We start from the raw sequence: 26,113 nt of genomic DNA, 5'->3' as shown, positions 1-26,113 counted from the left end.
CGGGCTACGGAGCGAGGTCCACCCTTCCACCGCACTCCCGGCCGTGTGAGACTGGCGTTCCGTCCGCGGTGCGGGCTCCCTCCGCACCGTCCGTCCCCCACGAGAAGTGCGCCGTGCGAGATTTTCCCCTGCCGCTCGCGCTCACCGCGCGGCTGAGCCCGATCGTCGTGCTCGCCTGCGCGGGCTGGGCGCTCACGTCCGGTCCGCTCGCCGCGGCACCGGCCGCCGACCACGAGGCGGCCCCGCGGCAGCAGTCCGCGAGCAACAGCACCTCGCCCTCGGCGCCCTCGTCGACGGCGGTGTCCAAGACGTACGCCTCCGCCCCGGCGCCGTGCGCGAGCATCGCCGTGAAGACAGTCAAGTCCCTTGTGCCGGGCGCCAAGACGGCCGGCAAGGAGATCCCCTCCACCAACACGAAGGCGCGCCGCACCTGCTCCTGGAACGCGCTGGAGGGATACAACTACCGCTGGCTCGACGTGTCCTTCGAGATCATGCGGTCGGACGAGGCGGCGCAGAAGACCTACCAGGAGCGGACCTCGGAGAAGAGCGGCGGAGGCCCGGTCCCCGGACTCGGCGACACGGGCTACTCGGTGGTGAACCTCACCACCGAGGACAAGCAGCAGACCCGCGAGGGCACGGTGCTGGCCCGCGTCTCCAACGCCCTCGTGGTGGTCACCTACAACGGCAGCGACTTCGAGACGAAGAAGGCACCCGCCACGGACGAGATCAACACCGGGGCGATCAAGGCAGCCAAGGAGGCGGTGGCCGCGCTGCAGAGGGGTCAGCAGGGCTGACCCGCCCGCGGCGCGGCCCGCGCAAGACGGTCAGGCGGTGGCCCGCTCCCGGCTCCTCGTCAGCATCAGCAGCAGGTACAGCACCATGGCGGTGCCCAGGCCCACCGCCCAGCCGTAGTCCGCGAGCGGTTTCAGCGCCGGGATCGGACGGCCGTCGACCAGCGGGTGGAAGTCCGCGCCGCCGACGGCGAGGACGCCGCCCGCCACGAAGGCCACCACGGCCCGCCAGTTCCAGCCGCCCGCGTACCAGTAGCGCCCGCCCGCGCGGTACAGGTCGGCCAGGTCGAGTCTGGAGCGGCGCAGGATCCAGTAGTCGGCGATGAGAATGCCGGCGACCGTGCCGAGCAGGCCGCCGACCAGGCCGAGCCAGGTGAAGATGTAGCCCTGCGGATCGGCGTAGAGCTTCCACGGGAAGATCAGCACACCCAGGACGCAGGTGGCGAGGGCGCCGGCCCGGAAACCGACGTGCCGGGGCGCGACGTTGGAGAAGTCGAAGGCCGGGGAGACCAGGTTGGCCGCGATGTTCACCGACAGCGTCGCCACCAGCACCGTGACCAGCGCGTAGAGGAGACCGGCCACGTTGTCCGTCTTCGCCGCCAGCTGTACCGGGTCCCAGACCGGCTTGCCGTAGACCGCCTGCGAGCCGGAGGTGACCAGCACGGACAGGAACGCGAACAGCGTCATGGTGGTCGGCAGGCCGAGCGCCTGGCCCCAGGTCTGGGCCCTCTGGCTCTTCCCGTACCGGGTGAAGTCCGGGATGTTCAGCGAGAGCGTGGACCAGAAGCCGATCATGCCCATCAGGGAGGGCGCGAACAGCGTCCAGAAGTCCGGTCCCCAGCCCAGCCGGGACGGCTGGCCGAACAGCGGGCCGAAGCCGCCGGCCTTGCTGCTCATCCAGCCGAGCATCACGAACGCGCCGACGAGGACGAAGGGCGCCGCCCAGTTCTCGAACCGGCGGATGGTCTCCATGCCCCGGTAGATGACGGCCACCTGGATCGCCCAGAAGAGCGCGAACGACAGCCACATCGTCCAGGCGTGACCGCCGACCCGGGCGGCGTCGGACCAGCTGTCCCCGATGAGCTTCCCGGCGAGGAAGAAGATCGCCTCACCGCCGATCCAGGTCTGGATGCCGAACCAGCCGCAGGCCACCAACGCCCGTACGACGGCCGGTAGGTTGGCGCCGCGCACCCCGAAGGAGGCGCGGGCGAAGACCGGGAAGGGGATGCCGTACTTGGGTCCGGCGTGGCCGGTGAGCAGCATCGGGACCAGCACGATCACATTGGCCAGGGCGATGGTGAACACCGCCTGCTTCCAGTCCATGCCGACGGCGATCAGCCCGGAGGCGAGGGTCCAGGAGGCCGTGTTGTGGGCCATGCCGACCCACAGCGCGGAGAAGTTGTACGTGGTCCAGGTGCGCCGGGCGACCGGGACGGGCAGCAGGTCCGCGTTGGCGTAGGGACCGCTGGGCGGCGGAGTGCCGGGGGCGATCTCCACCCGTCCGTCGGAGAGGGTTTGCTGGGTGGACGACGGTATGGCCGTGGGAGCGGTGTCGGTCATGGGCAGCCCAATCAAGGGGGTCCGGAGGATCAGGAGTTGACGGCGGGGATGACCTTCTCGCCGTACGCGTCGATGACGGCCTCCTGCGCGTCGTGCATGTCGTACACGGCGAACTGGTCGACGCCGAGGGCGCGCAGGGCGTTCAGTTTCTCGATGTGCGCCTCGGCCGGGCCGATGACGCAGAACCGGTCGACGATCTCGTCGGGCACGAACTCGGTGTCCGGGTTTCCGCTGCGCCCGTGGTGGGCGTAGTCGTAGCCCTGCCGGGCCTTGATGTAGGCGGTGAGTTCGTCGGGGACGGCGGCGGAGTGCTCGCCGTACTTGGCGACCAGGTCGGCGACGTGGTTGCCGACCATGCCGCCGAACCAGCGGCACTGCTCGCGCGCGTGGGCGAGCGCCCCGGGCGAGTCGTCGGCGGTGACATAGGCGGGCGCCGCGACGCAGATCCTCACCTCGGACGGGTCGCGTCCGGCCGCGGCCGCCGCGTCCTTCACCGCCTTCACCATGTACTCGGTCAGGTACAGGTCGGCGAGCTGGAGGATGAACCCGTCGGCCTCCTCGCCGGTCATCTTCAGCGCCTTGGGGCCGTAGGCGGCCATCCAGACGGGGAGCCGGGCGTCCGGCTTGATCCACGGGAACCTGACGACCGCGCCGCCGCCGAGGTCGGCCTCCTGGCCGCTGCCGAGGGCGCGGATGACCTTCATGGCCTCGCTGATCCGGGCGAGGGTGTTGGGCTTGCGTCCCGCCACGCGCATCGCGGAGTCGCCGCGGCCGATGCCGCACACCGTGCGGTTGCCGAACATGTCGTTGAGGGTGGCGAAGGTGGAGGCGGTGACCTCCCAGGTCCGGGTGCCCGGGTTGGTCACCATCGGACCCACCGTCAGTTCGCTCGTGTTGGCGAGGATCTGGCTGTAGATGACGAACGGCTCCTGCCACAGCACGGCCGAGTCGAAGGTCCAGCCGTGGGTGAAGCCGTTGCGCTCGGCCCGCTTCATGAGGCTGACGACGCGGGAGGCCGGCGGGTCGGTCTGCAGGACGAGTCCGAAGTCCATGTGCGCCACTCCTAGTTGAGGTACTGACAGGTCGAACGCGGGGTGTAGACGCCGTGTCCGGCGTGTCCGGTGTACTCGCGGTCGGTGACGACGGGCTCGCCGCGCGAGAGCACGGTCTCGACCCGGCCGGTGACCCGCCGGCCCTCGTAGGCCGAGTAGTCGACGTTCATGTGGTGGGTCTCGGCGGACAGCACCTGCTCGGCGTGCGGGTCGTAGACGACGACGTCGGCGTCGGCGCCCGGGGCGATGGTGCCCTTCTTCGGATAGAGGCCGAACATGCGCGCCGGGGTGGCGCAGGCGATCTCGATCCAGCGGCGGCGCGAGATGTGCCCGTCGACGACGGCCTGGTGGAGCAGGTCCATGCGGTTCTCGACGCCCGGCAGACCGTTGGGGATCTTGGAGAAGTCGCCGCGCCCGAGCTCCTTCTGGCCCGTGAAGCAGAACGGGCAGTGGTCGGTGGAGACCACCTGGAGGTCGTTGGTGCGCAGGCCCTGCCACAGCTTGGCCTGGTGTTCGCGCGGCCGCAGCGGGGTGCTGCAGACGTACTTGGCGCCCTCGAAGTCCGGCTCGGCGAGGTTGTCGGTGGACAGGAACAGGTACTGCGGGCAGGTCTCGCCGAAGACGTTCAGCCCCTCGTCGCGCGCCCGGGCCAGCTCGGCCACCGCCTCCGCCGCCGAGACGTGGACGACGTACAACGGGGCGCCGGCGACCTGGGCGAGCCTGATGGCGCGATGGGTGGCCTCGGCCTCCAGGAGCGCCTTGCGCACCTCCCCGTGGAAGCGGGGGTCGGTCTCGCCGCGGGCCAGGGCCTGTTCGACGAGGACGTCGATGGCGATGCCGTTCTCCGCGTGCATCATGATCAGGCCGCCGTTGTCGGCGGAGCGCTGCATGGCGCGCAGGATCTGACCGTCGTCGCTGTAGAAGACACCCGGGTAGGCCATGAACTGCTTGAAGGAGGTGACGCCCTCCTCGACGAGGAGGTCCATCTCCTTCAGCGTCTCCTGGTTCACATCGGAGACGATCATGTGGAAGCCGTAGTCGATCGCGCAGTTGCCCTCGGCCTTGGCGTGCCAGGCGTCCAGGCCCTCGCGCAGGGAGTGGCCGACGCTCTGCACCGCGAAGTCGACGATCGTGGTGGTGCCGCCCCAGGCGGCGGCCCGGGTGCCGGTCTCGAAGGTGTCGGAGGCGAAGGTGCCGCCGAACGGCAGTTCCATGTGGGTGTGGGCGTCCACTCCGCCCGGGATCACGTACTTCCCGCTCGCGTCGATGGTCCGCTCGGCCGTGAAGGCCTCGGCGGCCGGGGTGCCGGAGGCGGCGAGGGCGGCGATGCGGCCGTCCTCGATCAGGACGTCGGCGTGGATCTCGTCGGAGGCGGTGATGACGAGGCCGCCACGGATGACGGTACGGCTGCTCATGGTGCTCCTTCTCCTGCGTGGACGCTCCGGCGTCGTGCGGACGGGACAGTGCGGTGCGTGCGTGGCCGGCCGCCCCCGTACGGCCGGTCCGGGGGACGGGTCACGGCCCCGCGCCCCTCGCGGGGCGCGGGAACCGGGCCCGTCACGGAGCGGTCAGCGGCGCGTACGCGCCCGGCGCGCGGTCCCGGTAGAACTGCCAGCGGTCGCGGACCTCGCGCAGCTTGGCCAGGTCCAGGTCGCGCACGACCAGTTCGGTCTCCTTGTCGCTCGCCACCTCGCCGACGAACTGCGCCTCCGGGTCGACGAAGTACGACGTCCCGTAGAAGTCGTTGTCGCCCAGCTCCTCGACGCCGACCCGGTTGATCGCGCCGACGAAGTACTCGTTGGCGACCGCCGCGGCCGGCTGCTCCAGCTGCCACAGGTAGCCGGACAGGCCGCGGGAGGTGGCCGACGGGTTGAAGACGATCTCGGCGCCCGCGAGCCCGAGCGCCCGCCAGCCCTCCGGGAAGTGCCGGTCGTAGCAGATGTACACGCCGATCCGGCCGACCGCGGTGTCGAAGACGGGCCAGCCGCTGTTGCCCGGCCGGAAGTAGAACTTCTCCCAGAACCCCTTGACCTGGGGGATGTGCGTCTTGCGGTACTTGCCGAGGTAGGAGCCGTCCGCGTCGATCACGGCGGCCGTGTTGTAGAGCACGCCCGGCTGCTCCTCCTCGTACATCGGCAGCACGAGGACGAGGCCCAGTTCCCGGGCCAGGGCCCGGAAGCGCCGCACGACGGGCCCCTCGGGAATCCGCTCGGCGTACGCGTAGAACTCGGGGTCCTGCACCTGGCAGAAGTACGGACCGTAGAACAGCTCCTGGAAGCACAGGACCTGGGCGCCCTGCGCGGCCGCGTCGCGGGCCGCCTGCTCATGCACCTGGATCATCGACTCCTTGTCGCCGGTCCAGGCGGTCTGGAAGAGGGCGGCTCGGATCACTCTGCTCATCGGGACCTCCACTCGTTCGGTGTGCGGCGAGCGTAGGAAGCCTGCGGGCCCGGTTCGAGGTGCACCGTGTCACGTCCGCGCGGGTGCGGCGTGCCACGGTGTCACTCTGGCCCGGTCCCATGTTTCACCGCCGTTTCCCCAGGTCGTACAGCGTTTCCCCGCGGTTGCGCGGCGCCGGGTCACTCCTGTTGCGCATCGTGCGCGAGGAGCGCTATGTGCACCGAGGCGGCCTGTTCGAAGTCGTCGAGGTCCACCCCGAGCCGCGCCTGTATGGCCTCCAGGCGGCGGTAGAGGGCGGGCCGGGAGACGTGGTGGAGCTGGGCGGTGCGGGACTTGTTGCGGCCGGTGGCGAGGTAGGTCCGCAGCACGGGCAGCAGGTCGTCGTCGGCCGCGCACAGCAGTCCGTCCAGCTCCCGCTCGGCGAAGGACTGCACGTGCGGGTCGTCCCGCAGCAGCCGGATCAGGCCGCGCAGGTGGACGTCCTTCAGCCGGACGACGGCCGGCAGGTCGAGGGCGGCGGTGGAGTGGGCCACGGCCCGGGCGACGTGCCGGGCCTCGCGCAGCCCGGCGGGCACCTCGTCCCAGGCGGTCCGGGCGTCCGCGGCGGCGACGACGGTGCGGGCCGTCTCCGGCCGGCCGCGCAGCCGGGCCGCGAACAGCGCCGTGAGGGCGTCGGCGTCCTGGTCGCGGGCCAGGCTGAGCAGGACGGCCGCGGTCCCCTCCGCCAGTTCGGCGGCGAGCCCGGACAGGCCGAGGAGTCGCAGCAGCCGGTCGAGTTCGGCCGGCTCCGCGTCCCGCACGACGAGGGGGACGAAGGTCCGGCGGTTGACCGGAAGCCCGGCGGCCCGCGCCCGCGGCAGCAGCTGCCGGGCCGGTACGACACCGCTCACCAGGTCGGTCAGCAGGCTCCGCGCCGACTGCTCCTCCCAGGAGCGGGACGCGCCGCCGCCGAGCATCCGGTGCAGCACGAGGGCCTCGGCGGCGCGGTCGGCGAGCAGCCGTCCGGTGGCGGTGTCGCCGCGGTACCCGCACAGCAGGATCCGGCCCCAGCGCTCCCCGCGGCCGCCCAGTTCGGCGCGGATCCAGCCGTCGCGCTCGCCGCCGCCCGCCTGCCGGGCGATGCGCTCCCAGTCGCGCAGCACGTCGTCCACCGCCGGCCGCTCCCCCGCCGTGGCGAGGACGCGGTGGGCGAGGTTGGTGACGACCACTGGGCACGCGCTGTGCGCGGCGACCTCGTCGAGCAGGCGCTGCAGCGGGGCGCCGGCGGTGATGAGCGCGGTGAGCGCGGTGCGTACGGCCTCCGACAGGCTGACGGCCGCGAACTTGCGGCGTACCAGCCGGGACTGCACCTCCTCGGTCAGCTCGGCGAACGGGAAGGGCCGGTGCAGCACCACCATGGGCAGCCCGCAGCGCTCGGCGGCCCGGCGCATCACGTCCGGCGGGGCGGGGAAGGCCCGGCCGAGGCCGAGCACCACGGCGGCGGCCTCCGCGCGGTGCAGGGACCGGATGTACTCGGCCTGCTTGTCCTCGTCACCGGCGAGCAGGACGCCGGTGGTGAGGACCATCTCGCCGCCGCTGAGCATCACGCCGACGTCGGGGGCCTCGGCGACGTGCACCCAGCGCACCGGCCGGTCGAGCTGACCGGCGCCGGCCACCACCTCCGGCTCCCCGGCGAGCACCCGTTCCAGGGTGAGGACCCGGCGGACCGACAGGACGGGCTCCGGGGTTTCCGGGGGCTTCGGGGCCGGCACGAAGACCGGCGGCCGCGCCGCCCCGGGACGGCCGGGCTCCGGCGGCCTCAGGGGGTCCGAGGCGGTGGTCATGGCGGTGTTCCCTTGCTCGGAGCTGTGCTCGCGGCCGGTCACCGGACCGGCCGTCCGTGCTACTGCGCGCTCCGCAGCGCGCCTTCGAGGATCGCGGCGCCCTCCTCGGCCTCCGCGACGGTCAGGGACAGCGGTGGGGCGATGCGCAGGGCGCTGGTGTTGTGGCCGCCGCCCTTGCCGATGAGCAGTCCGTCCGCGCGCGCCGACTCCAGGACGGCGGCCGCCGCCTGCGGGTCGGCCTCGTCGGTGCCCGGTCTCACCAGTTCGACGCCGATCATCAGGCCGCGCCCGCGGACCTCCCGCACGCCGGGCAGCTGCGCGGCCACGGACCGCAGCCGTTCGATGAGCAGCCCGCCGACCCGCCGGGCGTTGCCCTGGAGGTCGTGGTCGAGGAGGTACGTGAGGTTGGCCAGTCCCGCCGCCATGGTGATCTGGGTGCCGCCGAAGGTGGAGATGCTGTTGGCGTCCAGGCAGTTCATGATCTCGCCGCGGGCGACGACCCCCCCGATGGACATGCCGTTGCCGATGCCCTTGGCGAAGGTCAGCATGTCCGGCGGGCCGCTTTGCCCGTGCGCCTGCCAGCCCCAGAAGTGGTCGCCGGTGCGGCCCCAGCCGGTCTGCACCTCGTCGGCGATCCAGAGGATGCCGCGCTCGCGCAGCACGTCCCGGAAGGCCGCGTACAGGCCGTCCGGCGGGGAGGTGAAGCCACCGACGCCCTGGACGGGCTCGGCGATCAGGGCCGCGGGCGGGCGGGTGTGGCCGAGGAGGTCCTCGAGGTCGTCCACGCAGGCCGCGATGAAGGCGTCGTCGTCGAGCGCGGCGAACGGGCCGCGGGTGCGGACCCCGCCGTGCACGTACAGCGTCTGCAGCGGGGACAGGGAGGTCGGGGACCAGCCGCGGTTGCCGGTGATGCCGACGGCGCTGAAGGAACGGCCGTGGTAGCTGTTGCGCATGGCCAGGATCGTGTTGCTGCGCCGGTACGTCGTGGCGAGCAGCAGCGCGGTGTCGTTGGCCTCGGTGCCGGAGGTGGTGAAGAAGACGCGGGCGTCCGGGATGCCGCTCAACTGGGCGATGCGCTCGGCCAGTTCGACCATCGGGCGGTTGAGGTAGAGCGTGGAGGAGTGCAGGATCCGCCCGGCCTGCTCGCTCACCGCCTTGGTCACCTCGGGCAGCGCGTGCGCGGTCATCGTGGTGAGGATGCCGCCGAAGAAGTCGAGGTAGCGCCGGCCGTCCGCGTCCCAGACGTGGCGGCCCTCGCCGTGGGTGATCTCGATCGGGTCCTCGTAGTAGAGGGCGAGCCAGTCGGGCAGGACGGCCCGGTGGCGGGCGTACAGGTCGCTCACGGCCGCACCAGCCCCTCGTAGGCGTCGGGGCGGCGGTCGCGGTAGAAGGCCCACTGCTGCCGCACCTCGTCGATCAGGTCGAAGTCGAGGTCGCGGACGAGGAGTTCCTCCTTGGAGTCGCCGGCGACGTCCCCGACGAACTGGCCGCGCGGATCGACGAAGTACGACGTCCCGTAGAAGTCGTTGTCGCCGTACTCCTCCTGGCCGACGCGGTTGATCGCGGCGACGAAGTACTCGTTGGCCACGGCGGCGGCCGGCTGCTCCAGCTGCCAGAGGTGGGCGGACAGGCCGCGGTGGGTGGCGGAGGGGTTGTAGACCAGCTGGGCGCCGTTCAGGCCGAGTTGCCGCCAGCCCTCGGGGAAGTGGCGGTCGTAGCAGATGTACACGCCGATCCGGCCGACGGCGGTGTCGAAGACGGGCCAGCCGAGGTTGCCGGGTTTGAAGTAGTACTTCTCCCAGAAGCCCTTGACCTGCGGGATGTGGTGCTTGCGGTACTTGCCGAGGACGGTGCCGTCGGCGTCGATCACTGCGGCGGTGTTGTAGTAGAAGCCCGACTGCTCGACCTCGAAGACCGGGACGACGATCACCATGCCGGTCTCGCGGGCGAGGTCCTGCATACGCCGCACGGTCGGCCCGTCCGGGACGGGCTCGGCCCAGCGGTAGTGCTCCGGCTCCTGGACCTGGCAGAAGTAGGGCGAGTTGAAGACTTCCTGGAACCCGATGATCCCGGCGCCCTGACGGGCCGCCGCTCGGGCGTGCTCCTCGTGTTTCGCGACCATGGACGCGGTGTCGCCGGTCCAGGTGGCCTGGACCAGGGCCGCACGGACCACGTTGGCCATGAGCTGCTCCTTCGACGGTACGTCAGAGCCTCTACGCCCGTAGAGGAGGCCGTAGAGGGACGAACGTAAGCCCCTGGGACGGCGTTGCCAAGACCATCGTCGTCAACCCGCTGAGTCGATCACGTTTCACACTCCTGTGGGTGAGTGAGGGGTGAGTGACGGGGCTGGTGAGGCGCTCGATGCGGTACGCGGGTGCGCCCGCGGGGGCGTCGCGGCGCCCGTCACGTGGCGAAGCCCGCGACCCGCAGGGCGTGCACCAGGTCCCAGTGCCGCTCGTCGGAGACGCCCCGGGCGGCCTCCAGCAGCAGCGGGACGAGCCGCTGCGGATCGCTCTCGACGCTGCGGGCCGCCTCCTCGGGGGCGCGCACGCGCACGTAGGCGTCGAGCAGGGCGCGCGCCTCACGCCGGCGCCCCCCGCCGACCAGGCCGAGCACGGCCTCGCCGATCTCGGCGGCGGGCCGCGCGACCCCCTGCCGCACGATCTGCCGGCCGTCGTCGGCGCGCCCGGCCGCGACCAGCACGTCGGCGGCGGCGACGACCCGGTCGGCGGGGAGCGAGGCGGCCTCCCAGAGCAGGGTCGCCCAGTCGGCACCGAGCCCGGCACGCTCCAGCTCGGCGGCGAGCAGCGGGAGACGGGCGGCGGGCCAGTGGGCGGCCTCGATCAGCAGGGCGTGCGCCTCGCCGGTACGTCCCTCGCCGCGCAGCCGCGCCAGCGCCGCGACGGCCCCGGCGACGGCCTGCCCGGCCCCGGCGTCCACCGGTTCGGTCCGCGGCCGCGCGGCCTCCGCCGCCTCTGGGCCGGCGGCCCCGGCGAACCGCGCACCACGCGGGCTGCGGCGGGCCGCCGCGGGCGGGGCGGGCGCGGGCACCACCGCGGCTCCCGGCGGCACGCCCTCGGCGACGGCCTCTTCCTCGGCCATCCCGGCGAACCGCGCACTCCCCCGGCGCCGCTTCCGCCCCACGCCACCAGCCGTCTCCGCCCGGGCGGCTCCGGGGCCGGCCGAGGCGGGCGCGCCGCCACCGGCTCGCGCGACGCGGCCGGCGGGGTCCGGGGCGGGGGCACCAGGGGCACGCCTCGCGGCACCCGTGCCCGGAGCGACGGCACCAGGGACACGCCCCGAGGCGTCCGCGACGGAACCCACGGCGTCGGGGGCAGGAGCCATGGCACCGGCTGCGCGCACCGTGGCGTCCGCGCCCGAGGCCATGCCGCCGCGGACACGGCCCAAGGCGTCCGCAGCGGGGTTCGTGCCGCCCGCCACCGGGGCCGCGACACCGGGGACACCCCCAACAGCGCCCGGACCGGGAGCCGTGGCGCCGGAGGTACGGCCCGAGGCACCCGGGAGGGGGCCCACAGCCTCCACGGCGGGAGCCGAGGCGTCCGCGAGGAAGCCCGGGATGGCGGGGTGGGGAGCCCCGGCCTCGGTCGCGGGCGCCGTGTGTGGGGGCAGCCTGGTCAGCCGGGCCCGGAGTTCGGTGCAGCGGGCCGTTGCGCGGGTGTGGTCGTCGTGGGCCCAGGCGAGGTCGGTGCGCAGGGCGTCGAGTTCGTCCTGGGTGGCCGCGTCGGTGAGGCGGCGGCTCAGCAGCGCCTGGCGTTCGGCCGCGTACCGCTGCTCGCGGAGCATCACGGCGAGACGGTCGGCCAGCGCCTCCCGGCTGCCGGGCCGGGCGTCGTACGCGGCGAGCGCGGCGGCGTGCGCCACGCGGGCCCGTTCCCGCTCCGACACGGCCTCGGCCGGGCCCTGGTGCGCGGCGAGGTCCTGCAGCAGCGCCTCCAGCACGTCCCACGGCGGCACCTCACGGCCCTCGAGGCAGGCCCGCATCCCCTCCGGGTCGCGCTGCCAGAACACGCCGCACCAGCCGCCGCCCTGATCCAGACGCGCCAGCAGACCGTTCAGATGGTTCGCGAACTCCCGCACAGGGCCCGGGAGTCGGTCCACAGTCATCACTCAACTCCCGCCAGGCCGGAGCACTCCGGTTCCGTAGCGAACACCAGCCGTGTTACAGCGCGGCTACGGGGAGTTTTCCGCGCGAGTGCGCCGGGCTCTCTCCCGAGGGCGGTCCGGTGCTGAGGGCTGCCGTCCCTGGCCGCTCACCACTCCCCCCATCAGGCAGCTTGCCGCTCCTTTGATTCGCAACGGACGCCCCCTTTGACCGACCGATTACTTTCACCGTAAGCGGCCCTACTACGGCATGCGCACGGATTCATGTACGGGGGACCCAACATGTCGAACCTGAGGACCGGGGGCTGGTCGCGACGATGGTGGATCTCAACCCGCTGCACTACATCAACAAGTTCAACCACGTGTTCGGCGACTCGGTCGCCGGCGAGCGTCGCCGTCGGCGGGCGCTGAGGCCCCGGGAACCGCCGCGGCGTCCACCGCGCGGGCCCGTTCCGCTCGGTACCGGGCCCGCAACGCCGGCGGAGGGCGACGCCGGATGGGGGGCCGGCTCCGGGCTGCGGGTTTCTGCACATGCCTTCCTCAGGAACCCGTGTCATCGTGGCATGAGCGACACCCAGCCGGGTTACCCGGCCCCGGCACGTCGTCAGCGCAGGAAGGGAAACGATGACCAGCGGCTTCATCGGCCCGGAGGGCGACCCCTTCGGCGAATTCCTCGCCCGCTTCTTCGGTGGACCGCGCCCCGGTCCCCGGCAGATAGACATCGGCAGGCTGCTCAGCCAGCCCGCCCGGGAGCTGGTGCGCGGCGCGGCCCAGTACGCCGCCGAGCACGGCAGCCGGGACCTGGACACCCAGCATCTGCTGCGGGCCGCCCTCGCCACCGAGCCCACCCGGAGTCTGCTCAGCCGGTCCGGCGCGGACCCCGACTCACTCGCCATGGAGATCGACGAGCGGTCCGGCCCGGCCCAGGTCCCGCAGGGCGAGACACCTCCGCCAACCTCGCTCTCGCTCACCCCGGCCGTCAAGCGCGCCCTCCTCGACGCGCACGACATGGCCCGCGCGAGCGGGGCCGGGTACATCGGCCCCGAACACGTACTGAGCGCGCTGGCCGCGAACCCCGACTCCGCGGCCGGCCACATCCTGAACGCGGCCCGGTTCTCCTCGGGCGGCTCGCCCGAGGCGCCGGAGGCCGCGCAGCCGCGCGCCGAGCGGCAGCGCGCCACCTCCACGCCCACCCTCGACAAGTACGGGCGCGATCTGACCGCCCTGGCCCGGCAGGGGCGCATCGACCCCGTGATCGGGCGGGACCTGGAGATCGAGCAGACCATCGAGGTGCTCTCCCGCCGGGGCAAGAACAACCCGGTGCTCATCGGTGACGCGGGCGTCGGCAAGACCGCCATCGTGGAGGGTCTCGCGCAGCGCATCGCCGACGGCGACGTCCCCGACGTCCTGACCGGCCGCCGGGTGGTGGCCCTGGACCTGACGGGCGTCGTCGCGGGGACCCGCTACCGGGGCGACTTCGAGGAGCGCCTCAACAACATCGTGGGCGAGATCCGCGACAACGCCGGGCGACTGATCGTCTTCATCGACGAGCTGCACACCGTCGTCGGCGCGGGCGCGGGCGGCGAGGGCGGGGCGATGGACGCGGGCAACATCCTCAAGCCCGCGCTGGCCCGCGGCGAGCTGCACATCGTGGGCGCGACCACGCTGGAGGAGTACCGGCGGATCGAGAAGGACGCGGCGCTGGCCCGCCGCTTCCAGCCGATCCTCGTGCCCGAGCCGTCCGTCGCGGACGCCCTGGAGATCCTGCGCGGCCTGCGCGACCGCTACGAGGCCCACCACCAGGTCCGCTACACCGACGAGGCGCTGACGGCCGCGGTGGAGCTGTCCGACCGCTATCTGTCCGACCGCCGGCTGCCGGACAAGGCGATCGACCTGATCGACCAGGCCGGTGCCCGGGTGCGGCTGCGCGCCCGGACCAAGGGCACCGACGTACGGGCCATGGAGCGGGAGGTCGAGCAGCTCTTCCTGGACAAGGACCAGGCGGTCGCGGACGAACAGTACGAGCGGGCCACGCAGTTGCGTGACCGCATCACCGACCTGAAGCGGCAGATCGCCCAGACCAGCGGGGACGAGGAGGCCGACGAGGGGCAGAACCTGGAGGTCACCGCCGAGGCCATCGCCGAAGTGGTCTCCCGGCTGACCGGCATCCCGGTGAGCAGCCTGACCCAGGAGGAGAAGGAGCGCCTGCTCGGCCTGGAGCAGCACCTGCACCGGCGGGTCGTCGGGCAGGACGAGGCGGTCGGTGTGGTCGCCGAGGCCGTGCTGCGCTCGCGCGCCGGGCTGGCCAGCCCGGACCGGCCGATCGGCAGTTTCCTGTTCCTCGGCCCGACCGGCGTGGGCAAGACGGAGCTGGCGCGGGCGCTCGCCGAGGCGCTGTTCGGCAGCGAGGACCGCATGGTGCGACTGGACATGAGCGAGTACCAGGAGCGGCACACGGTCAGCCGGCTGGTGGGCGCGCCGCCCGGATACGTCGGGCACGAGGAGGCCGGGCAGCTCACCGAGGTGGTGCGCCGGCATCCGTACTCGCTGCTCCTCCTGGACGAGGTGGAGAAGGCGCACCCGGACGTCTTCAACATCCTGCTGCAGGTCCTCGACGACGGCCGGCTGACCGACGCCCAGGGCCGCACGGTGGACTTCACCAACACCGTGATCGTGATGACCAGCAACCTGGGTTCCGAGGCCATCACCCGGCGCGGTGCCGGGATCGGCTTCGGGGCGGGCGGCGCCGAGGCGGACGAGGAGGCGCGGCGCGAGCAGATCCTGCGTCCGCTGCGCGAGCACTTCCGGCCGGAGTTCCTCAACCGCATCGACGAGATCGTCGTCTTCCGCCAGCTCAGTCCCGAGCAGTTGCGGCAGATCACCGACCTGCTGCTGGAGCGGACCCGGCGGATGCTGCACGCGCAGGGCGTCGCCGTCGAGTTCTCCGCCGCGGCCATCGACTGGCTCGCCCAGCGCGGTTACCAGCCCGAGTACGGGGCCCGTCCGCTGCGCCGGACCATCCAGCGCGAGGTGGACAACCGGTTGTCGCGGCTGCTGCTGGACGGACGGCTCGCCGAGGGCAGCCGGGTCGCGGTGGAGGTGGCGGACGGACGGCTCGCGTTCCGCACCGACGGGGCGGCTCAGGGGCAGGAGGGGCAGGACACGGCGCCCGCCGGGACACCCTGAGGCTTCGGCGGCCGCCGGAACACCCTGAGGGTTTCGGCACGCGGCGACGTCCGCGCCTGCCGACGTCCGTACCGACGGCGTCCGCCCTCACCCGATGAACCGGAGGCGGACGCCGTCGCACGGTCACTGCGCCGGCCGCACCACCATCGCCGAGCCGCCGCCCCGGCGCACCTTCTCGGCCGCGGCCAGCCACTCGCCGTTCGGCAGCCGCTGCACGCCCGTGGCGGCGCCGATCTCGGGGTTGAACTTGAAGGAGTGCCCGATCGCCTCCAACCGGGTGCGCAACGGGCTGTCGTAGAGCCCCGGTTCGAGCTCGGTCTGTGCCGCGTTGCGCTGGCTGGCGCGGGGCGCGGCGATCGCGTCGGCCAGCGGCAGCCCGCGGTCGAGGAACCCGGTCAGGGTCTGCAGCACGGTGGTGATGATGGTGGCCCCGCCCGGCGAACCGAGCGCCACCACCGGCCGGCCGGCCTTGTCCAGCACGATCGTCGGCGAGATCGACGAGCGCGGCCGCTTGCCCGGGCCCGGCAGGTTCGGGTCGTGCACCGCGGGGTTGGCCGGGGCGAAGGAGAAGTCCGTCAGCTCGTTGTTGAGCAGGAAGCCGCGGCCGGGCACGGTGATGCCGCTGCCGCCGGTCTGCTCGATGGTGAGGGTGTAGGAGACGACGTTGCCCCACCGGTCGGCGACCGTCAGGTGCGTGGTGTTCTCGCCCTCGTACGTCGTCGGGGCCGTCTTCCCGCCGGAGGCGCAGTCGGCCGGGTGGCGCGGGTCGCCCGGGGCGACGGGGCTGGTGAGGACCGCGTCGTCCTTGATCAGGCAGGCCCGCGAGTCGGCGTACCGCTGCGACAGCAGCTCCTTGGTCGGTACGTCCTCGAAGGCGGGGTCGCCGACCCAGCGGCCCCGGTCGGCGAAGGCGATGCGGCTCGCCTCGATGTAGCGGTGCAGGTACTGGGCCGCGCTCGCCTTCGAAAGGTCCGTCCGCTCCAGGATGTTGAGCGCCTCGCCGACGGTGGTGCCGCCGGAGGAGGAGGGCGCGATGGAGTAGACGCCCAGGCCCCGGTAGGACGTCCTGGTGGGGGCCTGGTACTTGGCGCGGTAGGCCGCGAGGTCCTTCTCGGACAGCTTGCCGGGGCGGGCGTTCCAGCCGGACGCCGGGTCCACGGGCGGGTGTTCGGCCGTGTCGACGATCTCGTCGCCGAGGTCGCCGTGGTAGATCGCGCCGACGCCCTTCCTGCCCAGCTCCGCGTAAGTCCGGGCCAGGTCCGGGTTCTTGAAGGTGGAGCCGACGACCGGGAGCCTTCCGTCCGGCAGGAACAGGCGGGCGGTGTCGGGGAAGTAGCGGAAGCGGGTCTCGTTGGACGCGGTCTGGGAGCGGAAGGTGTCGTCGACGGTGAAGCCCTCGCGGGCTATCCGCTCGGCGGGCTTCAGGACCGTGCCGAGCCGCCGGGTGCCCCAGGCGTCCAGGGCCGCCTGCCAGGTGGCGGGCGTGCCCGGTGTGCCCACGCTCAGACCGCTGCTGACGGCGTCGGCGAAGGCGAGCGGCTTGCCGTTCTCCAGGAAGAGGTCGGAGCCGGCGCTCAGCGGGGCCGTCTCGCGCCCGTCGACGGTGTGCACCGTGCGGGTGCGGGCGTCGTAGTAGACGAAGTAGCCGCCTCCGCCGATGCCGGAGGAGTACGGCTCGGTGACGCCGAGGGCGGCGGCGGTGGCGACGGCCGCGTCGACGGCGTTGCCGCCCTTGCGCAGCACCTCGATGCCGGCCGCGGAGGCGTCCGCGTCGACGCTCGCGACCGCGCCGCCGTAGCCGACGGCCACCGGGACCTTCTCCGCCGGTCTCGTCCGCCCGGCGGGAGGCGCCGTCGCCCCCACCGACAGCACAGCGGCAGAGACCGCCAGGACCGCGAGCTTCCGTGCGACAGGGCGACGCATCCGCACCTCCAGTCAGAGACCGTCCCGGCAGCCTAAACCATTGCCATGCCCTCGTCAGGAGGGTCCGGCGCGGGGTCGCGCCCGAACCGCTACCATGCGCGGCCATGAACGACGACGTGCGCAACATCCTCCTGGGTGTGATAGCCGCCGGCATCTCCGCGGCGCTCGGCTGGCTGGCCCGCACCTACCTGTGGCGGCGCAAGCTGCGACGCAAGCAGGCCTTCTTCGGACTGCCCGACAACGCCGAGTCCCTCCTGGTGGTCAACCGCGACGCGGGCGGCCCCGAGCTGACGGTGACGCGGCGTGACGTGTTCGCCCTCCTCGAACTCTCCGCCCTCATCAAGGACTGTCACGCGAACGCCCAGGTCGTGGCGCACGACGCGGCCCAGCAGGGCTTCGGCGAGCGCACCGAGTTCTGCGTGGGCGGGCCGGCCTCCAACCGCCGGATGGCGGCACATCTCGCCTCCCTGCTGCCCGGCATTCGGGTGAATGTCGAGGCCGAGCCGGGACCGGAGCGCGGGGCCTTCCAGATCGGCGGCGAGCGCTACCGGATGGAGCGGGGCCGCAGCGAGTACGTGCTGCTGGCCCGGCTGACCGCCGGGGGGCGCGGCGAGGCGCGGCCGGTGTTCCTCTTCTGCGGCCAGCGCGCGATCACCAACCAGGCCGCGACCCGCTATCTCGCCCGCAACCACGAGCGCCTGGCCCGCAAGTACGGCACGAACACCTTCGTGCTGCTCCTGAAGGTGGTCAACTCGCAGGCGTACGGCCCGGATGTGGTCGAGCTCGTCGCGGACGTGACCCGACCGGCGCAGGCGCCGCTGCCCGTCCCGGCGCAGACCCGGACCTCGCACCGGGCGGCGAACTGAGCCCACCGGCCGTCCCCCGCGGACACCCGATCAACACTTCAACAAGCTTTACCCGTACGTAACTTACCGACGGGTTACTTCCGGTAAAGGTCTGAGGTTACCGTCGGGTCACTTTGCACTGACACGAGTGAGGAGTGATCCGTGGGAACCGATCGCAAGGCCCTGCGCACGACCACCGTGGGCGCCGTCTCGGCGGCTCTGATCGCCGGCAGCGCCCTCGGCCTCGCCCCCGGCGCGGCCGCGGCCACGGGCGGCGTCCGCTTCGTCGACATCACCGGCGACGGCGGCACCGTCCTGAAGGCCAACGTCGTCACCCCGGCCGCCGCCGACGGCTCCCGCCGCTACCCGCTGGTCGTGCTGCCCACGAGCTGGAGCCTGCCCCAGATCGAGTACCTCGCCCAGGCGCAGAAGCTCGCCGACTCCGGCTACGTGGTCGTCACCTACAACGTGCGCGGTTTCTGGCAGTCCGGCGGCCGGATAGAAGTGGCCGGCCCGCCCGACTGGGCCGACGCGTCCAAGGTGATCGACTGGGCCCTCGCCCACACCCCGGCCGACCCCGAGCACATCGGCATGACGGGCGTCTCCTACGGCGCCGGCATCAGCCTGCTCGCCGCCGAGCACGACCCGCGCGTCAAGGCGGTGGCCGCGCTCAGCGGCTGGGCGGACCTGATCGGCTCGATCTACTCCGGCCGCACCCAGCACGTCCAGGCGGGGGCCCTGCTCGACGGCACGGCCACCCTCACCGGCCGCGAGAGCCCCGAAGTCCGGCAGGTCTTCGACGACTTCTACGCGTCCGACCTGAGCAAGGAACAAGACCTCGTGAACTGGGGGCAGAAACGTTCTGCCGCGACCTACGCCGACCGCCTGAACAAGAACGGCACGGCGGTCCTGCTCGCCAACGGCTGGGGCGACAGCGTCTTCTCACCCAACCAGTACGCCGACTTCTACGAGCGGCTCACCGGCCCGAAGAGACTGGAACTGCGCCCCGGCGACCACGCCACCGCCGAGCTGACCGGCCTGTTCGGGCTGCCCAACGACGTGTGGACCGACACCCGGCGCTGGCTGGACCGCTACCTCAAGGGCGCGGACAACGGCATCGAGCACGAGCAGCCGGTGCAGCTGAAGTCCCGCTCCACGGACGGCTACGAGGGCTACCCGGACTGGAAGTCGGTGGGCGCCGCACGACGGAAGTTCGACCTCGCGGGCACGACCACCATCCACGCCAACGTCGACTCGGGAGCGGACGGCGGTGTCGTCTTCCTCTCCGGCATCCTCGACCAGGTGGCCCGGATCCCCCCGATCGCGTCGATCCCGCTGCTCCCCCGCCGCTGGGCCGCCGTCTGGCAGTCGGAGCGGTACGCCACCACGCAACGGGTGCGCGGCACCGCGACGTTGCACACGACCCTCACTCCGGCCGCGGAGAGCGGCACGTTCGTGGCCTACCTGTACGACGTGGGCCCGCTCGGCTTCGGCAAGCTGGTCACCCACGCGCCCTACACCTGGCACGGGCGCACGCCCAATGAGGCGTTCGGAGTGGATCTGCCGCTGTACTCCACCGCCTACGACGTCCCGGCCGGACACCGGCTCGCGATGGTCGTCGACACGGTCGACCCGCTCTACATCGAGCACAACCCGTCCGGCGCGCAGCTGACCTTCTCCTCGCCTGCGGACAATCCGTCGTACGTGTCCGTCCCCCTGCGCGAGCAGTGATCTCCGGCTGCCGCCGGCCGGGTATGGCTCTGTGAACTGCTGCCCCCTACGGTCGAGGGCCGTGGGGGGCCCCACCCGGCAGCAGCGTTCCGCTCCCGATGGAAACCGGCTGGATCTCCGTCACCACAGGGATGAACGGCACATCCTAGTCGAGGGTCCGACGCGATGGTCCGGTCGGTGTGGAGGAACTCCCCGTGTGCGGTCGGGAGACGGAGCGGGTCGGGCCCTTCAGGGGCACCACCAGCCGGTTGATGAGGTGACGTCACGCGGTTCGATCGACGGAGCGACGGCCATAACCCGCCCTACTGGCTCTCGGCTGTGTCCTGGCTGCCGCAAACTATCCAGCCCGGAGCGGACTGCGCACTCGACACGCACCCGTGCGGCATAAACCGTATTTACGTCGCGCCGCTGGTCAGGGCCGTACGGGGCCGTGTCCGGGTCCCGGCATTCGCCGCCTCCGGCGGGTGCGCGCCGGGGTTTCTCACGGCTCCGCGGCCTCCGCGTAGACCTGTGACAGCTCGGGCACGCCGCTCACCGCCCATTCCTGACCGGCGGTCACCACGTCGATCTCACGGCCGGAGGCCAGCCGGACGATCGGCGCTCCGGTGGGCAGGATCCGCCAGTCGGCGCCGGGGACGGTGCGCACGACGACCGTGCCGAGGTAGAGCCCGGCGTCGTTGCCGAGCCAGGGCAGTGTCTCCGTGTCTTCGCGCCAGCGCGGCAGCAGTTGGTCGAGGGCCTCCAGCGAGGCGGCGGAGTCGTCGAGCCGGACGCCCGCCTCGGACGCCTGGGAGCGCAGCAGTTCGCACTCGGCCAGCAGATCGGCCAGACCCTCGCGTCTCTCGGCCGGCCCCTCCCGCTCCTCGCCGCCCTCGGGGAACACCGCGACACCGAAGGCGGATCCGTGCCGCTTGCGCCACCTGCCCAGAAAGGGGATGTCCATGGGCCCCAGCGTGACAGTCGCACCGCTGTGCGCACCACAGGCGCGCGGGCCGGAACGGGTCAGTCGGGCCGGACCGGTTCCAGGGGGCGGCGGGGGACGCGGTCCAGCGTCGCCACCGGGTGCCGTGACGGCCGCACCGGAGCGCGTTCGGTCCGGGGAAGCATGATGGTGCGGGACAGGACGAAGGTCGCGGGAACGGCCGCCGCGGAGGCGAGCAGGGGGGCGAACCGGTTTCCGGCGTGCAGGACGCCGACGATCACGTAGACGCCGGTCGTCGTGATCACGAAACCGGTCGCGTTGGTGAGCGGGAAGAGCAGGAACTTCCGCCAGGTCGGCCGTGTGCGGTAGGTGAACCGGGCGTGCAGGAAAAACGATCCGGTCATGCTCAGCGCGAACGCGACGGTGTGCGCGACGAGATACGGCGACCACGTCAGCAACAGCAGGTAGAACCCGTAGTGGACGGCGGTGTTGACGACACCGACGAGGGCGAAGGCCAGGACCTGGGCAGGTGTCCGGCGCCCGTGCGCGCTGTCCATCGGGACCGTGAACCGCCGCCCCGCTCAGACGTCGAGGTCCACGACCACCGGGGCGTGGTCCGAGGCGCCCTTGCCCTTGCGCTCCTCGCGGTCGACGTAGGCGTCGGTGACCGCCTTCGCGAAGGGCTCGTTGGCGTAGACGAGGTCGATGCGCATCCCGCGGTTCTTGGGGAAGCAGAGCTGGCGGTAGTCCCAGTACGTGTACGGGTGCGCGTACTTCAGGGGGCGCGGGACGACGTCGGCGAGGCCCGCCTCGCGCAGGGCGGCCAGGGCGGCGCGCTCGGCGGGCGTGACATGGGTGCTGCCCTCGAACGCGGCGATGTCGAAGACGTCGTCGTCCGTCGGCGCCACGTTGTAGTCGCCGAGGACCGCGAAGGGGCGGCTGCCGGCCGCGTCGCCCGCGACGGCCGCCTTCAGGGCCTCGAACCACTGGAGCTTGTACGCGTAGTGGGGGTGGTCCACCTCGCGCCCGTTGGGCACGTACACCGACCAGACGCGGACCGGGCCGCAGGTGGCGGAGATGGCGCGGGGCTCCTGGACGCCGTCGTAACCGGGGTCGCCGGGAAGGCCCTTGACGACGTCCTCCAGGCCCACCCGGGAGAGCACCGCCACGCCGTTCCACCTGCCGGTGGCGTGGACCGCGGCCTCGTATCCCGCCTCGCGGAGCCGGTCGAAGGGGAACTGGTCCTCGGCGATCTTGGCTTCCTGGAGGCACAGCACATCGGTGCCGCTGCTCTCCAGCCAGTCCAGCAGCCTGGGCAGGCGGGCGGTGATCGAGTTCACGTTCCAGGTCGCGATGCGCATGTCCCACAACCTACCGGGCGGCACCGACAACGCGTCCCGCCCGGCCTCCCCAGCGGCTGTGACCAGGGCGTTCGCCCCCGGCCCTCAGACCTCGGCGGACGATCCCGGCGTCAGGCGCAGGTGCTCCGCGCCGCCGAGGGCGCCGATCTGGCGGTCGTAGATGGGGCGGGCGAGGTCGGTGAGCAGGGCGTCGTGGACGTCGTAGGCGCGCTGCGGCTTGACCTCGCGGACGTAGTCGATCACCTCGGCGATCTTGTTCCAGGGGGCCATCACCGGCAGCATCAGTGTCTCGACCGGCCCGCCGGGCACGGTGAGCGCGTCGCCGGGGTGGAAGACGCGTCCGCCGTCGATCAGATAGCCGACGTTGGTGACGCGCGGGATGTCCGGGTGGATCACCGCGTGCAGCTCGCCGTGGACCTGGACGTCGAAGCCCGCGGCGGTGAAGGCGTCGCCGTGGCCGACGGTGTGCACGCGGCCGGGGAAGGCCGCGGAGATCTGGTCCGCGACCGACCTCAGGGTCCAGATCTCGGCGCCCGGGTTCGCTTCCAGGGCGGCGCGCAGCCGGCCTTCGTCGAAGTGGTCGGGGTGCTCGTGGGTGACCAGGACGACGTCCGCGCCGACCGCCGCGTCCTCCTCGCTGAACCCTCCGGGGTCGACGACGAGCGTCCGCCCGTCCTTCTCGAGGCGAATACAGGCGTGCGACTTCTTCGTGAGCTTCATGCATCCCATCCTGCCGCGCGGGGCGGGCGCGCGGGCGGGGCAGGCCGGTACTCCCGCTACCTGGCCGGCCGGGGGCGGCCGCGGCGGGCGGCCTGGCCGGAACGCGGCAGGCGGCCGCGGCGTGGCCCCCGACGGGGCGGCCGGTGTGCGCACCACGGCGAGCGGTCGGACACGGAACACGGCCGGCCGCCGGGGCGCGGCCCGCAGCGGCGGCCGAGCGCGGCCCACGACAGGCGGCCGATGCGCTCCCCACGCCGGGCGGCCGGTGTGCGCGCCACGGCGAGCGGCCGGACGCGGCCCACGGGGGAAAGCCGGGACACGGCCCACGGCGAACAGCCGGGATGCGGCTCGCGACGGGTGGCCGGACGTGGGCCACGGTGAGCGGCCGGACGGCGGGCCACGGGGAACGGCCCGCAGCCGGCGCCGTCAGTCCGTGGGGGTCGTCTCCTCGCGGATCACCCGCTGGGCCACCCGGAAGGCGCTGTTCGCGGCGGGCATCCCGCAGTAGACCGCCGTCTGGAGCAGCACCTCCCCGATCTCGTCCGGGGTGAGGCCGTTGCGCAGGGCGGCCCGGGTGTGGGAGGCGAGCTCGTCGAGGTGGCCGCCCGCGACCAGGGCGCCGAGGGCGACGCAGCTGCGGGTGCGCCGGTCCAGACCGGGCCGGTCCCAGATCTCGCCCCAGGTGTAGCGGGTGAGGAGCTGCTGGAAGTCGCCGGAGAAGTCGTCGGCCTCGGCCAGTTCCCGGTCGACGTGCGCGTCGCCGAGCACCTCGCGGCGCAGCTTCAGGCCGGTGTCGTAGGCGTCGGACCGGTCCGTGGAGCGGGGCGGCACGGCCGCCGGGGCGATCTCGGCGATCGGGCCGGCCTGCCGGGGCACGGGCAGGCCGGACCTGACCGCCGGCGCCACGGCCGCCGTCTGGCCCGTGGCCTGCTCGAAGGCGGGCTGCCAGGCCGTGGAGAAGTGCCTGACCAGCAGGTCGGTGACGGCGGCGGGCTGCTCGACCGGGACCAGGTGGGAGGCGCCGGGGACGACCGCGAGGCGGGCGTCCGGGATGCCGGCGACCAGGGTGCGCGCCTCGGCGGGGCCGGTGACCTGGTCGTCCGAGCCGACCAGGACCAAGGTCGGCACACCGACGCGGGCGAGTTCGGCCCGGGCGTCGAAGGAGGCGAGCGCCTCGCAGGCGGCTATGTAACAGCCGGGGTCGGTGGTGCGCACCATCTGCACGGCCCAGTCGGTGATCGCGGGCTGGGCGGCGGCGAAGCCGGTGGTGAACCAGCGGTCGGGGGACGTACGGGCGATCGGGTCGAGGCCGTTGGTACGGACGATCACCCCGCGCTGCCGGAACTCGTCGGCCGTGCCGAACCGGGGCGAGGCGGCGATCAGGGCGAGTGAGGCGAGGCGCTCGGGGTGGCGCAGGGCCAGTTCGATGCCGATCGCGCCGCCGAGCGCGCAGCCCGCGTAACCGACGCGCTGCGCACCGAGTGCGTCCATGGTGGCGAGCAGCCGGGCGGCCAGGTCGGAGACGGAGCCGATCGGGTACGCGGGTGCGCCGCCGTGTCCCGGCAGGTCGAACCGGACGACCCGCCACTGTTTCGCCAGCTCCGGGACCTGCCGGTCCCACATGTGCCATGTGGTACCCAGTGAGGGACCCAGGATCAGGACCGGAGCGTCTTCTGGCCCGTCAAAGCGGTATTGCAGGGTGTTCGGGGGTGTCTCACTCACGCCCCAGACTCTCTCACGTCTCACGACTGCCCCTACCGCGCAGCCACCGAGCGGTCTCGTATCTGGCTGGCCGAGACGGCCTCTGCCGTGGCCACCGCGGCCGGTCCTGACCGCCTGGACGACCTCCCCACCCAGTCCCGGCCAGTCATCGCGGACACCAGCGGCGAGGGCCTGGCACTGTTCTGATCGGGCACCGGAAGACCTGACACCCCAGCATCACCTGGCAGCTACTGGCTCCCGACGCGCCACGCCACTGTACGCCCGGTCCTTCGAAGACGCCCTGGCCGCCACCGGTCCTGCTCCATCCCGACGGCAGCTCCGAGCTTCTGGACCAGGCCACCGACTCGCCGTTGGGCGCCCGCCCAGAACACCTCCCCCGCCCCCATGGCCCGCCCATCGCGGAGCAGCACGCGGCAACGTGTGTGACGAGCGGCGCGAGCCCGAACCTGTCGCGGTCAGTAGGTGGCGAGGGAGATGGCGGCGTAGTGCGCGGTGCCTCCCCCGGGCTCCTGGGCGTCACTGGCAACCATGCGGTCGTGCCAGGGAACCTTACCCGGACACATGACGGGAGGTCGGTCCAGAACAGAGCCACGTCGCCGGACCTGAGCCGGTTCGCCACCGTGGGAACTCCAGCCCCCTTTGACCTACCGCCGATTGGGCCTGCCGAAGCCGAGTAGAACGGCTGGTCCTGGGAACGATCAGGGCTTACGAACGGGCATCTCCGCTCGCCTACGCGCAAGGATCGCCGATGCTTCCTGAGGTCCGCCCCTACGTATCCACCGCACTCGCAGACCAGTTGGAACACCAACTGGACCTGGCTCCGCATCTCGAGGCGGGCCGGCTCGATGTGGAGGGCGTCGCCGGCGTCGCAGTGGTCGCAGCCGCCCACTCCGATGGCTATGCGGCCACCGGCCATCTCCTCGGGCTGCTGGCCGCACTGCCTGCCCCCACCGCGGCAGGAGAGCGCTTCTGGTCGAACCTGTGGAGGTCTTCAGGCACCGCGTACCTGCTGCCCGTCAACATCAAGGATCCGGTGCTGCGTTCGCTGGCAGGAGAGGGAACCGCCCTGGCCCGGCAGATCCTCTCGGCCGTTGATGAGATGACCCCGCCCCAGCGCTTCGCGGCCGGCGAGGTGATCGGTCAGGCCCTCGTCGAGTCCGACCATCTGCCCGACCTCAAGACACAGGTCATCGGAGAGCTGTGGCTCCGAGATCTCGAGCTCACCGCCTGGCGCGTCCTGCACGCAGACCGCAGGTCGGACGATCCGGCTGGACGGAAAGCGTTCTTCGACGCCTGGACGAGTGTCTGAACGTCGACTCCTCCGAGCTGAGCGGTAGCCGCGCAAAAGACATGCGGCTCCCGTGCCTGACGACGCTTGCAGCGACTGAGGTCAGGAAGTTCCAAGCCGTAGTTGCAACGGCCCCGGGCCTCCACAGATCAGGGGCCGCGCAGCAATGGCTGCGCGGCCCCTGATCTTCGTCCAGGTGGGCGGTAGCCACCGGACGCGGCGTGCGCGATCCCTCGAGCAGGTCTGCGAGGTCAGGCCAAGTTGATGTTCTCGGCCTGCGGACCCTTCTGGCCCTGGGTGACGTCGAACGTCACGGCCTGGCCCTCCTGGAGCTCACGAAAGCCGGTGGAGTTGATCGCGGAGTAGTGCGCGAAGACATCCGGGCCGCCGCCGTCCTGGGCGATGAAGCCGAAGCCCTTCTCCGCGTTGAACCACTTCACTGTTCCCGTTGCCATGTCTTATGCCTTCCAGTCGATGAACGCCTCCCACTCCATGTGGCAGACGGAGGTGATCGCCCTGGTTCCTGCGGCACAGCACAGCAAAGCGCCCACACCGGAGGCGTGGGCAAGGGGGAATTCCGAACCACGACAGCTGACCGTGACGTTACACGCCCACACACCGCGTCACCACAGGAAAGGATCGCTCCGCGCACCGAGACCGTGCGTGC

At 72.4% G+C, this 26,113-nt stretch carries 20 protein-coding genes; 5 read left to right on the top strand and 15 right to left on the bottom strand.

Features of this window, described 5'->3' with window-relative positions:
- Positions 1-113: 113 nt before the first annotated feature.
- Positions 114-794 carry a hypothetical protein gene (locus tag ACF1A5_RS11200; RefSeq protein WP_392192568.1) on the top strand — a complete coding sequence of 227 codons (681 nt, stop codon included), beginning with the start codon at positions 114-116 and terminating at the stop codon, positions 792-794.
- A gap of 30 nt (positions 795-824) precedes the next feature.
- Here the strand turns inward: ACF1A5_RS11200 and ACF1A5_RS11195 are convergent, their stop codons facing one another.
- From ACF1A5_RS11195 to ACF1A5_RS11160, 8 genes are all read right to left on the bottom strand, one after another.
- Complete coding sequence (locus ACF1A5_RS11195; protein WP_392192567.1) at positions 825-2,351, bottom strand: NCS1 family nucleobase:cation symporter-1; 1,527 nt, start codon at positions 2,349-2,351, stop codon at positions 825-827.
- A 29-nt stretch (positions 2,352-2,380) separates the two neighbouring features.
- Positions 2,381-3,403 carry a TIGR03842 family LLM class F420-dependent oxidoreductase gene (locus tag ACF1A5_RS11190; RefSeq protein ID WP_392192566.1) on the bottom strand — a complete coding sequence of 341 codons (1,023 nt, stop codon included), beginning with the start codon at positions 3,401-3,403 and terminating at the stop codon, positions 2,381-2,383.
- Positions 3,404-3,414: 11 nt separating this feature from the next.
- Positions 3,415-4,818, bottom strand: coding sequence for a dihydropyrimidinase (hydA, locus tag ACF1A5_RS11185; RefSeq protein ID WP_392192565.1), 1,404 nt, complete (start codon positions 4,816-4,818; stop codon positions 3,415-3,417).
- Between the two features lie 142 nt (positions 4,819-4,960).
- Entirely contained in the window at positions 4,961-5,803 is an 843-nt protein-coding gene (locus ACF1A5_RS11180; protein WP_392192564.1) for a nitrilase-related carbon-nitrogen hydrolase, read from the bottom strand.
- Between the two features lie 179 nt (positions 5,804-5,982).
- The gene (locus ACF1A5_RS11175) at positions 5,983-7,626 is read right to left on the bottom strand and encodes a PucR family transcriptional regulator (protein WP_392192563.1); all 1,644 of its coding nucleotides are present in this window, start codon (positions 7,624-7,626) and stop codon (positions 5,983-5,985) included.
- 59 nt (positions 7,627-7,685) lie between these two features.
- Positions 7,686-8,969 (bottom strand): aspartate aminotransferase family protein, encoded by a 1,284-nt coding sequence (locus tag ACF1A5_RS11170; protein ID WP_392192562.1) that lies wholly within the window; start codon positions 8,967-8,969, stop codon positions 7,686-7,688.
- Positions 8,966-9,808, bottom strand: a complete 843-nt coding sequence (locus ACF1A5_RS11165; RefSeq protein WP_392192561.1) for a nitrilase-related carbon-nitrogen hydrolase — start codon at positions 9,806-9,808, stop codon at positions 8,966-8,968. The genes ACF1A5_RS11170 and ACF1A5_RS11165 overlap by 4 nt, the downstream gene beginning before the upstream one ends.
- Before the next feature lie 221 nt (positions 9,809-10,029).
- A complete protein-coding gene (locus ACF1A5_RS11160) occupies positions 10,030-11,751 on the bottom strand; it encodes a hypothetical protein (RefSeq protein ID WP_392192560.1) in 1,722 nt (573 codons plus the stop codon).
- Positions 11,752-12,372: 621 nt separating this feature from the next.
- On the opposite strand from ACF1A5_RS11160, the gene ACF1A5_RS11155 reads away from it, so the two are divergent.
- The gene (locus ACF1A5_RS11155; protein ID WP_392192559.1) at positions 12,373-14,934 is read left to right on the top strand and encodes an ATP-dependent Clp protease ATP-binding subunit; all 2,562 of its coding nucleotides are present in this window, start codon (positions 12,373-12,375) and stop codon (positions 14,932-14,934) included.
- Positions 14,935-15,057: 123 nt separating this feature from the next.
- On the opposite strand, the gene ggt is transcribed toward ACF1A5_RS11155, so the two are convergent.
- Entirely contained in the window at positions 15,058-16,857 is a 1,800-nt protein-coding gene (gene ggt, locus ACF1A5_RS11150) for a gamma-glutamyltransferase (RefSeq protein ID WP_392192558.1), read from the bottom strand.
- Positions 16,858-16,961: 104 nt separating this feature from the next.
- Between ggt and ACF1A5_RS11145 the strand changes: the two genes are divergently transcribed.
- Both ACF1A5_RS11145 and ACF1A5_RS11140 read left to right on the top strand, forming a co-directional pair.
- On the top strand, positions 16,962-17,723 hold the full coding sequence (locus ACF1A5_RS11145) for a hypothetical protein (RefSeq protein WP_392192557.1): 762 nt from the start codon (positions 16,962-16,964) through the stop codon (positions 17,721-17,723).
- A gap of 141 nt (positions 17,724-17,864) precedes the next feature.
- Positions 17,865-19,433, top strand: a complete 1,569-nt coding sequence (locus ACF1A5_RS11140; RefSeq protein ID WP_392192556.1) for an alpha/beta fold hydrolase — start codon at positions 17,865-17,867, stop codon at positions 19,431-19,433.
- Between the two features lie 481 nt (positions 19,434-19,914).
- On the opposite strand, the gene ACF1A5_RS11135 is transcribed toward ACF1A5_RS11140, so the two are convergent.
- The 5 genes from ACF1A5_RS11135 to ACF1A5_RS11115 form a co-directional block, all read right to left on the bottom strand.
- Complete coding sequence (locus tag ACF1A5_RS11135) at positions 19,915-20,376, bottom strand: DUF6278 family protein (RefSeq protein ID WP_392192555.1); 462 nt, start codon at positions 20,374-20,376, stop codon at positions 19,915-19,917.
- Positions 20,377-20,435: 59 nt separating this feature from the next.
- The gene (locus ACF1A5_RS11130) at positions 20,436-20,912 is read right to left on the bottom strand and encodes a GtrA family protein (RefSeq protein ID WP_392192554.1); all 477 of its coding nucleotides are present in this window, start codon (positions 20,910-20,912) and stop codon (positions 20,436-20,438) included.
- A 24-nt stretch (positions 20,913-20,936) separates the two neighbouring features.
- The gene (locus tag ACF1A5_RS11125; RefSeq protein ID WP_356183914.1) at positions 20,937-21,716 is read right to left on the bottom strand and encodes an exodeoxyribonuclease III; all 780 of its coding nucleotides are present in this window, start codon (positions 21,714-21,716) and stop codon (positions 20,937-20,939) included.
- An 84-nt stretch (positions 21,717-21,800) separates the two neighbouring features.
- On the bottom strand, positions 21,801-22,436 hold the full coding sequence (locus ACF1A5_RS11120; RefSeq protein WP_392192553.1) for an MBL fold metallo-hydrolase: 636 nt from the start codon (positions 22,434-22,436) through the stop codon (positions 21,801-21,803).
- A gap of 426 nt (positions 22,437-22,862) precedes the next feature.
- Positions 22,863-24,158 carry an alpha/beta fold hydrolase gene (locus ACF1A5_RS11115; RefSeq protein WP_392192552.1) on the bottom strand — a complete coding sequence of 432 codons (1,296 nt, stop codon included), beginning with the start codon at positions 24,156-24,158 and terminating at the stop codon, positions 22,863-22,865.
- A 748-nt stretch (positions 24,159-24,906) separates the two neighbouring features.
- Between ACF1A5_RS11115 and ACF1A5_RS11110 the strand changes: the two genes are divergently transcribed.
- Entirely contained in the window at positions 24,907-25,467 is a 561-nt protein-coding gene (locus ACF1A5_RS11110; protein ID WP_392192551.1) for a hypothetical protein, read from the top strand.
- A gap of 230 nt (positions 25,468-25,697) precedes the next feature.
- On the opposite strand, the gene ACF1A5_RS11105 is transcribed toward ACF1A5_RS11110, so the two are convergent.
- Positions 25,698-25,901, bottom strand: a complete 204-nt coding sequence (locus tag ACF1A5_RS11105) for a cold-shock protein (RefSeq protein ID WP_030052720.1) — start codon at positions 25,899-25,901, stop codon at positions 25,698-25,700.
- Positions 25,902-26,113: the final 212 nt, after the last annotated feature.

Source organism: Streptomyces sp. NPDC014864 (genome assembly GCF_043081525.1).
Lineage (GTDB): Bacteria > Actinomycetota > Actinomycetes > Streptomycetales > Streptomycetaceae > Streptomyces.
The sequence above is the reverse complement of the archived record's forward strand: the minus strand, read 5'-3'. Positions and strand labels throughout refer to the sequence as shown.

Excerpts from the sequence above, each read along its gene's own strand:
- ACF1A5_RS11105 (WP_030052720.1), bottom strand. The coding sequence starts at position 25,901 with ATGGCAACGGGAACAGTGAAGTGGTTCAACGCGGAGAAGGGCTTCGGC.
- ACF1A5_RS11175 (WP_392192563.1), bottom strand. The coding sequence starts at position 7,626 with ATGACCACCGCCTCGGACCCCCTGAGGCCGCCGGAGCCCGGCCGTCCC.
- ggt (WP_392192558.1), bottom strand. The coding sequence starts at position 16,857 with ATGCGTCGCCCTGTCGCACGGAAGCTCGCGGTCCTGGCGGTCTCTGCC.
- ACF1A5_RS11190 (WP_392192566.1), bottom strand. The coding sequence starts at position 3,403 with ATGGACTTCGGACTCGTCCTGCAGACCGACCCGCCGGCCTCCCGCGTC.
- ACF1A5_RS11165 (WP_392192561.1), bottom strand. The coding sequence starts at position 9,808 with ATGGCCAACGTGGTCCGTGCGGCCCTGGTCCAGGCCACCTGGACCGGC.
- ACF1A5_RS11135 (WP_392192555.1), bottom strand. The coding sequence starts at position 20,376 with ATGGACATCCCCTTTCTGGGCAGGTGGCGCAAGCGGCACGGATCCGCC.
- ACF1A5_RS11120 (WP_392192553.1), bottom strand. The coding sequence starts at position 22,436 with ATGAAGCTCACGAAGAAGTCGCACGCCTGTATTCGCCTCGAGAAGGAC.
- hydA (WP_392192565.1), bottom strand. The coding sequence starts at position 4,818 with ATGAGCAGCCGTACCGTCATCCGTGGCGGCCTCGTCATCACCGCCTCC.
- ACF1A5_RS11145 (WP_392192557.1), top strand. The coding sequence starts at position 16,962 with ATGAACGACGACGTGCGCAACATCCTCCTGGGTGTGATAGCCGCCGGC.
- ACF1A5_RS11180 (WP_392192564.1), bottom strand. The coding sequence starts at position 5,803 with ATGAGCAGAGTGATCCGAGCCGCCCTCTTCCAGACCGCCTGGACCGGC.
- ACF1A5_RS11155 (WP_392192559.1), top strand. The coding sequence starts at position 12,373 with ATGACCAGCGGCTTCATCGGCCCGGAGGGCGACCCCTTCGGCGAATTC.
- ACF1A5_RS11130 (WP_392192554.1), bottom strand. The coding sequence starts at position 20,912 with ATGGACAGCGCGCACGGGCGCCGGACACCTGCCCAGGTCCTGGCCTTC.
- ACF1A5_RS11110 (WP_392192551.1), top strand. The coding sequence starts at position 24,907 with ATGCTTCCTGAGGTCCGCCCCTACGTATCCACCGCACTCGCAGACCAG.
- ACF1A5_RS11160 (WP_392192560.1), bottom strand. The coding sequence starts at position 11,751 with ATGACTGTGGACCGACTCCCGGGCCCTGTGCGGGAGTTCGCGAACCAT.
- ACF1A5_RS11125 (WP_356183914.1), bottom strand. The coding sequence starts at position 21,716 with ATGCGCATCGCGACCTGGAACGTGAACTCGATCACCGCCCGCCTGCCC.
- ACF1A5_RS11195 (WP_392192567.1), bottom strand. The coding sequence starts at position 2,351 with ATGACCGACACCGCTCCCACGGCCATACCGTCGTCCACCCAGCAAACC.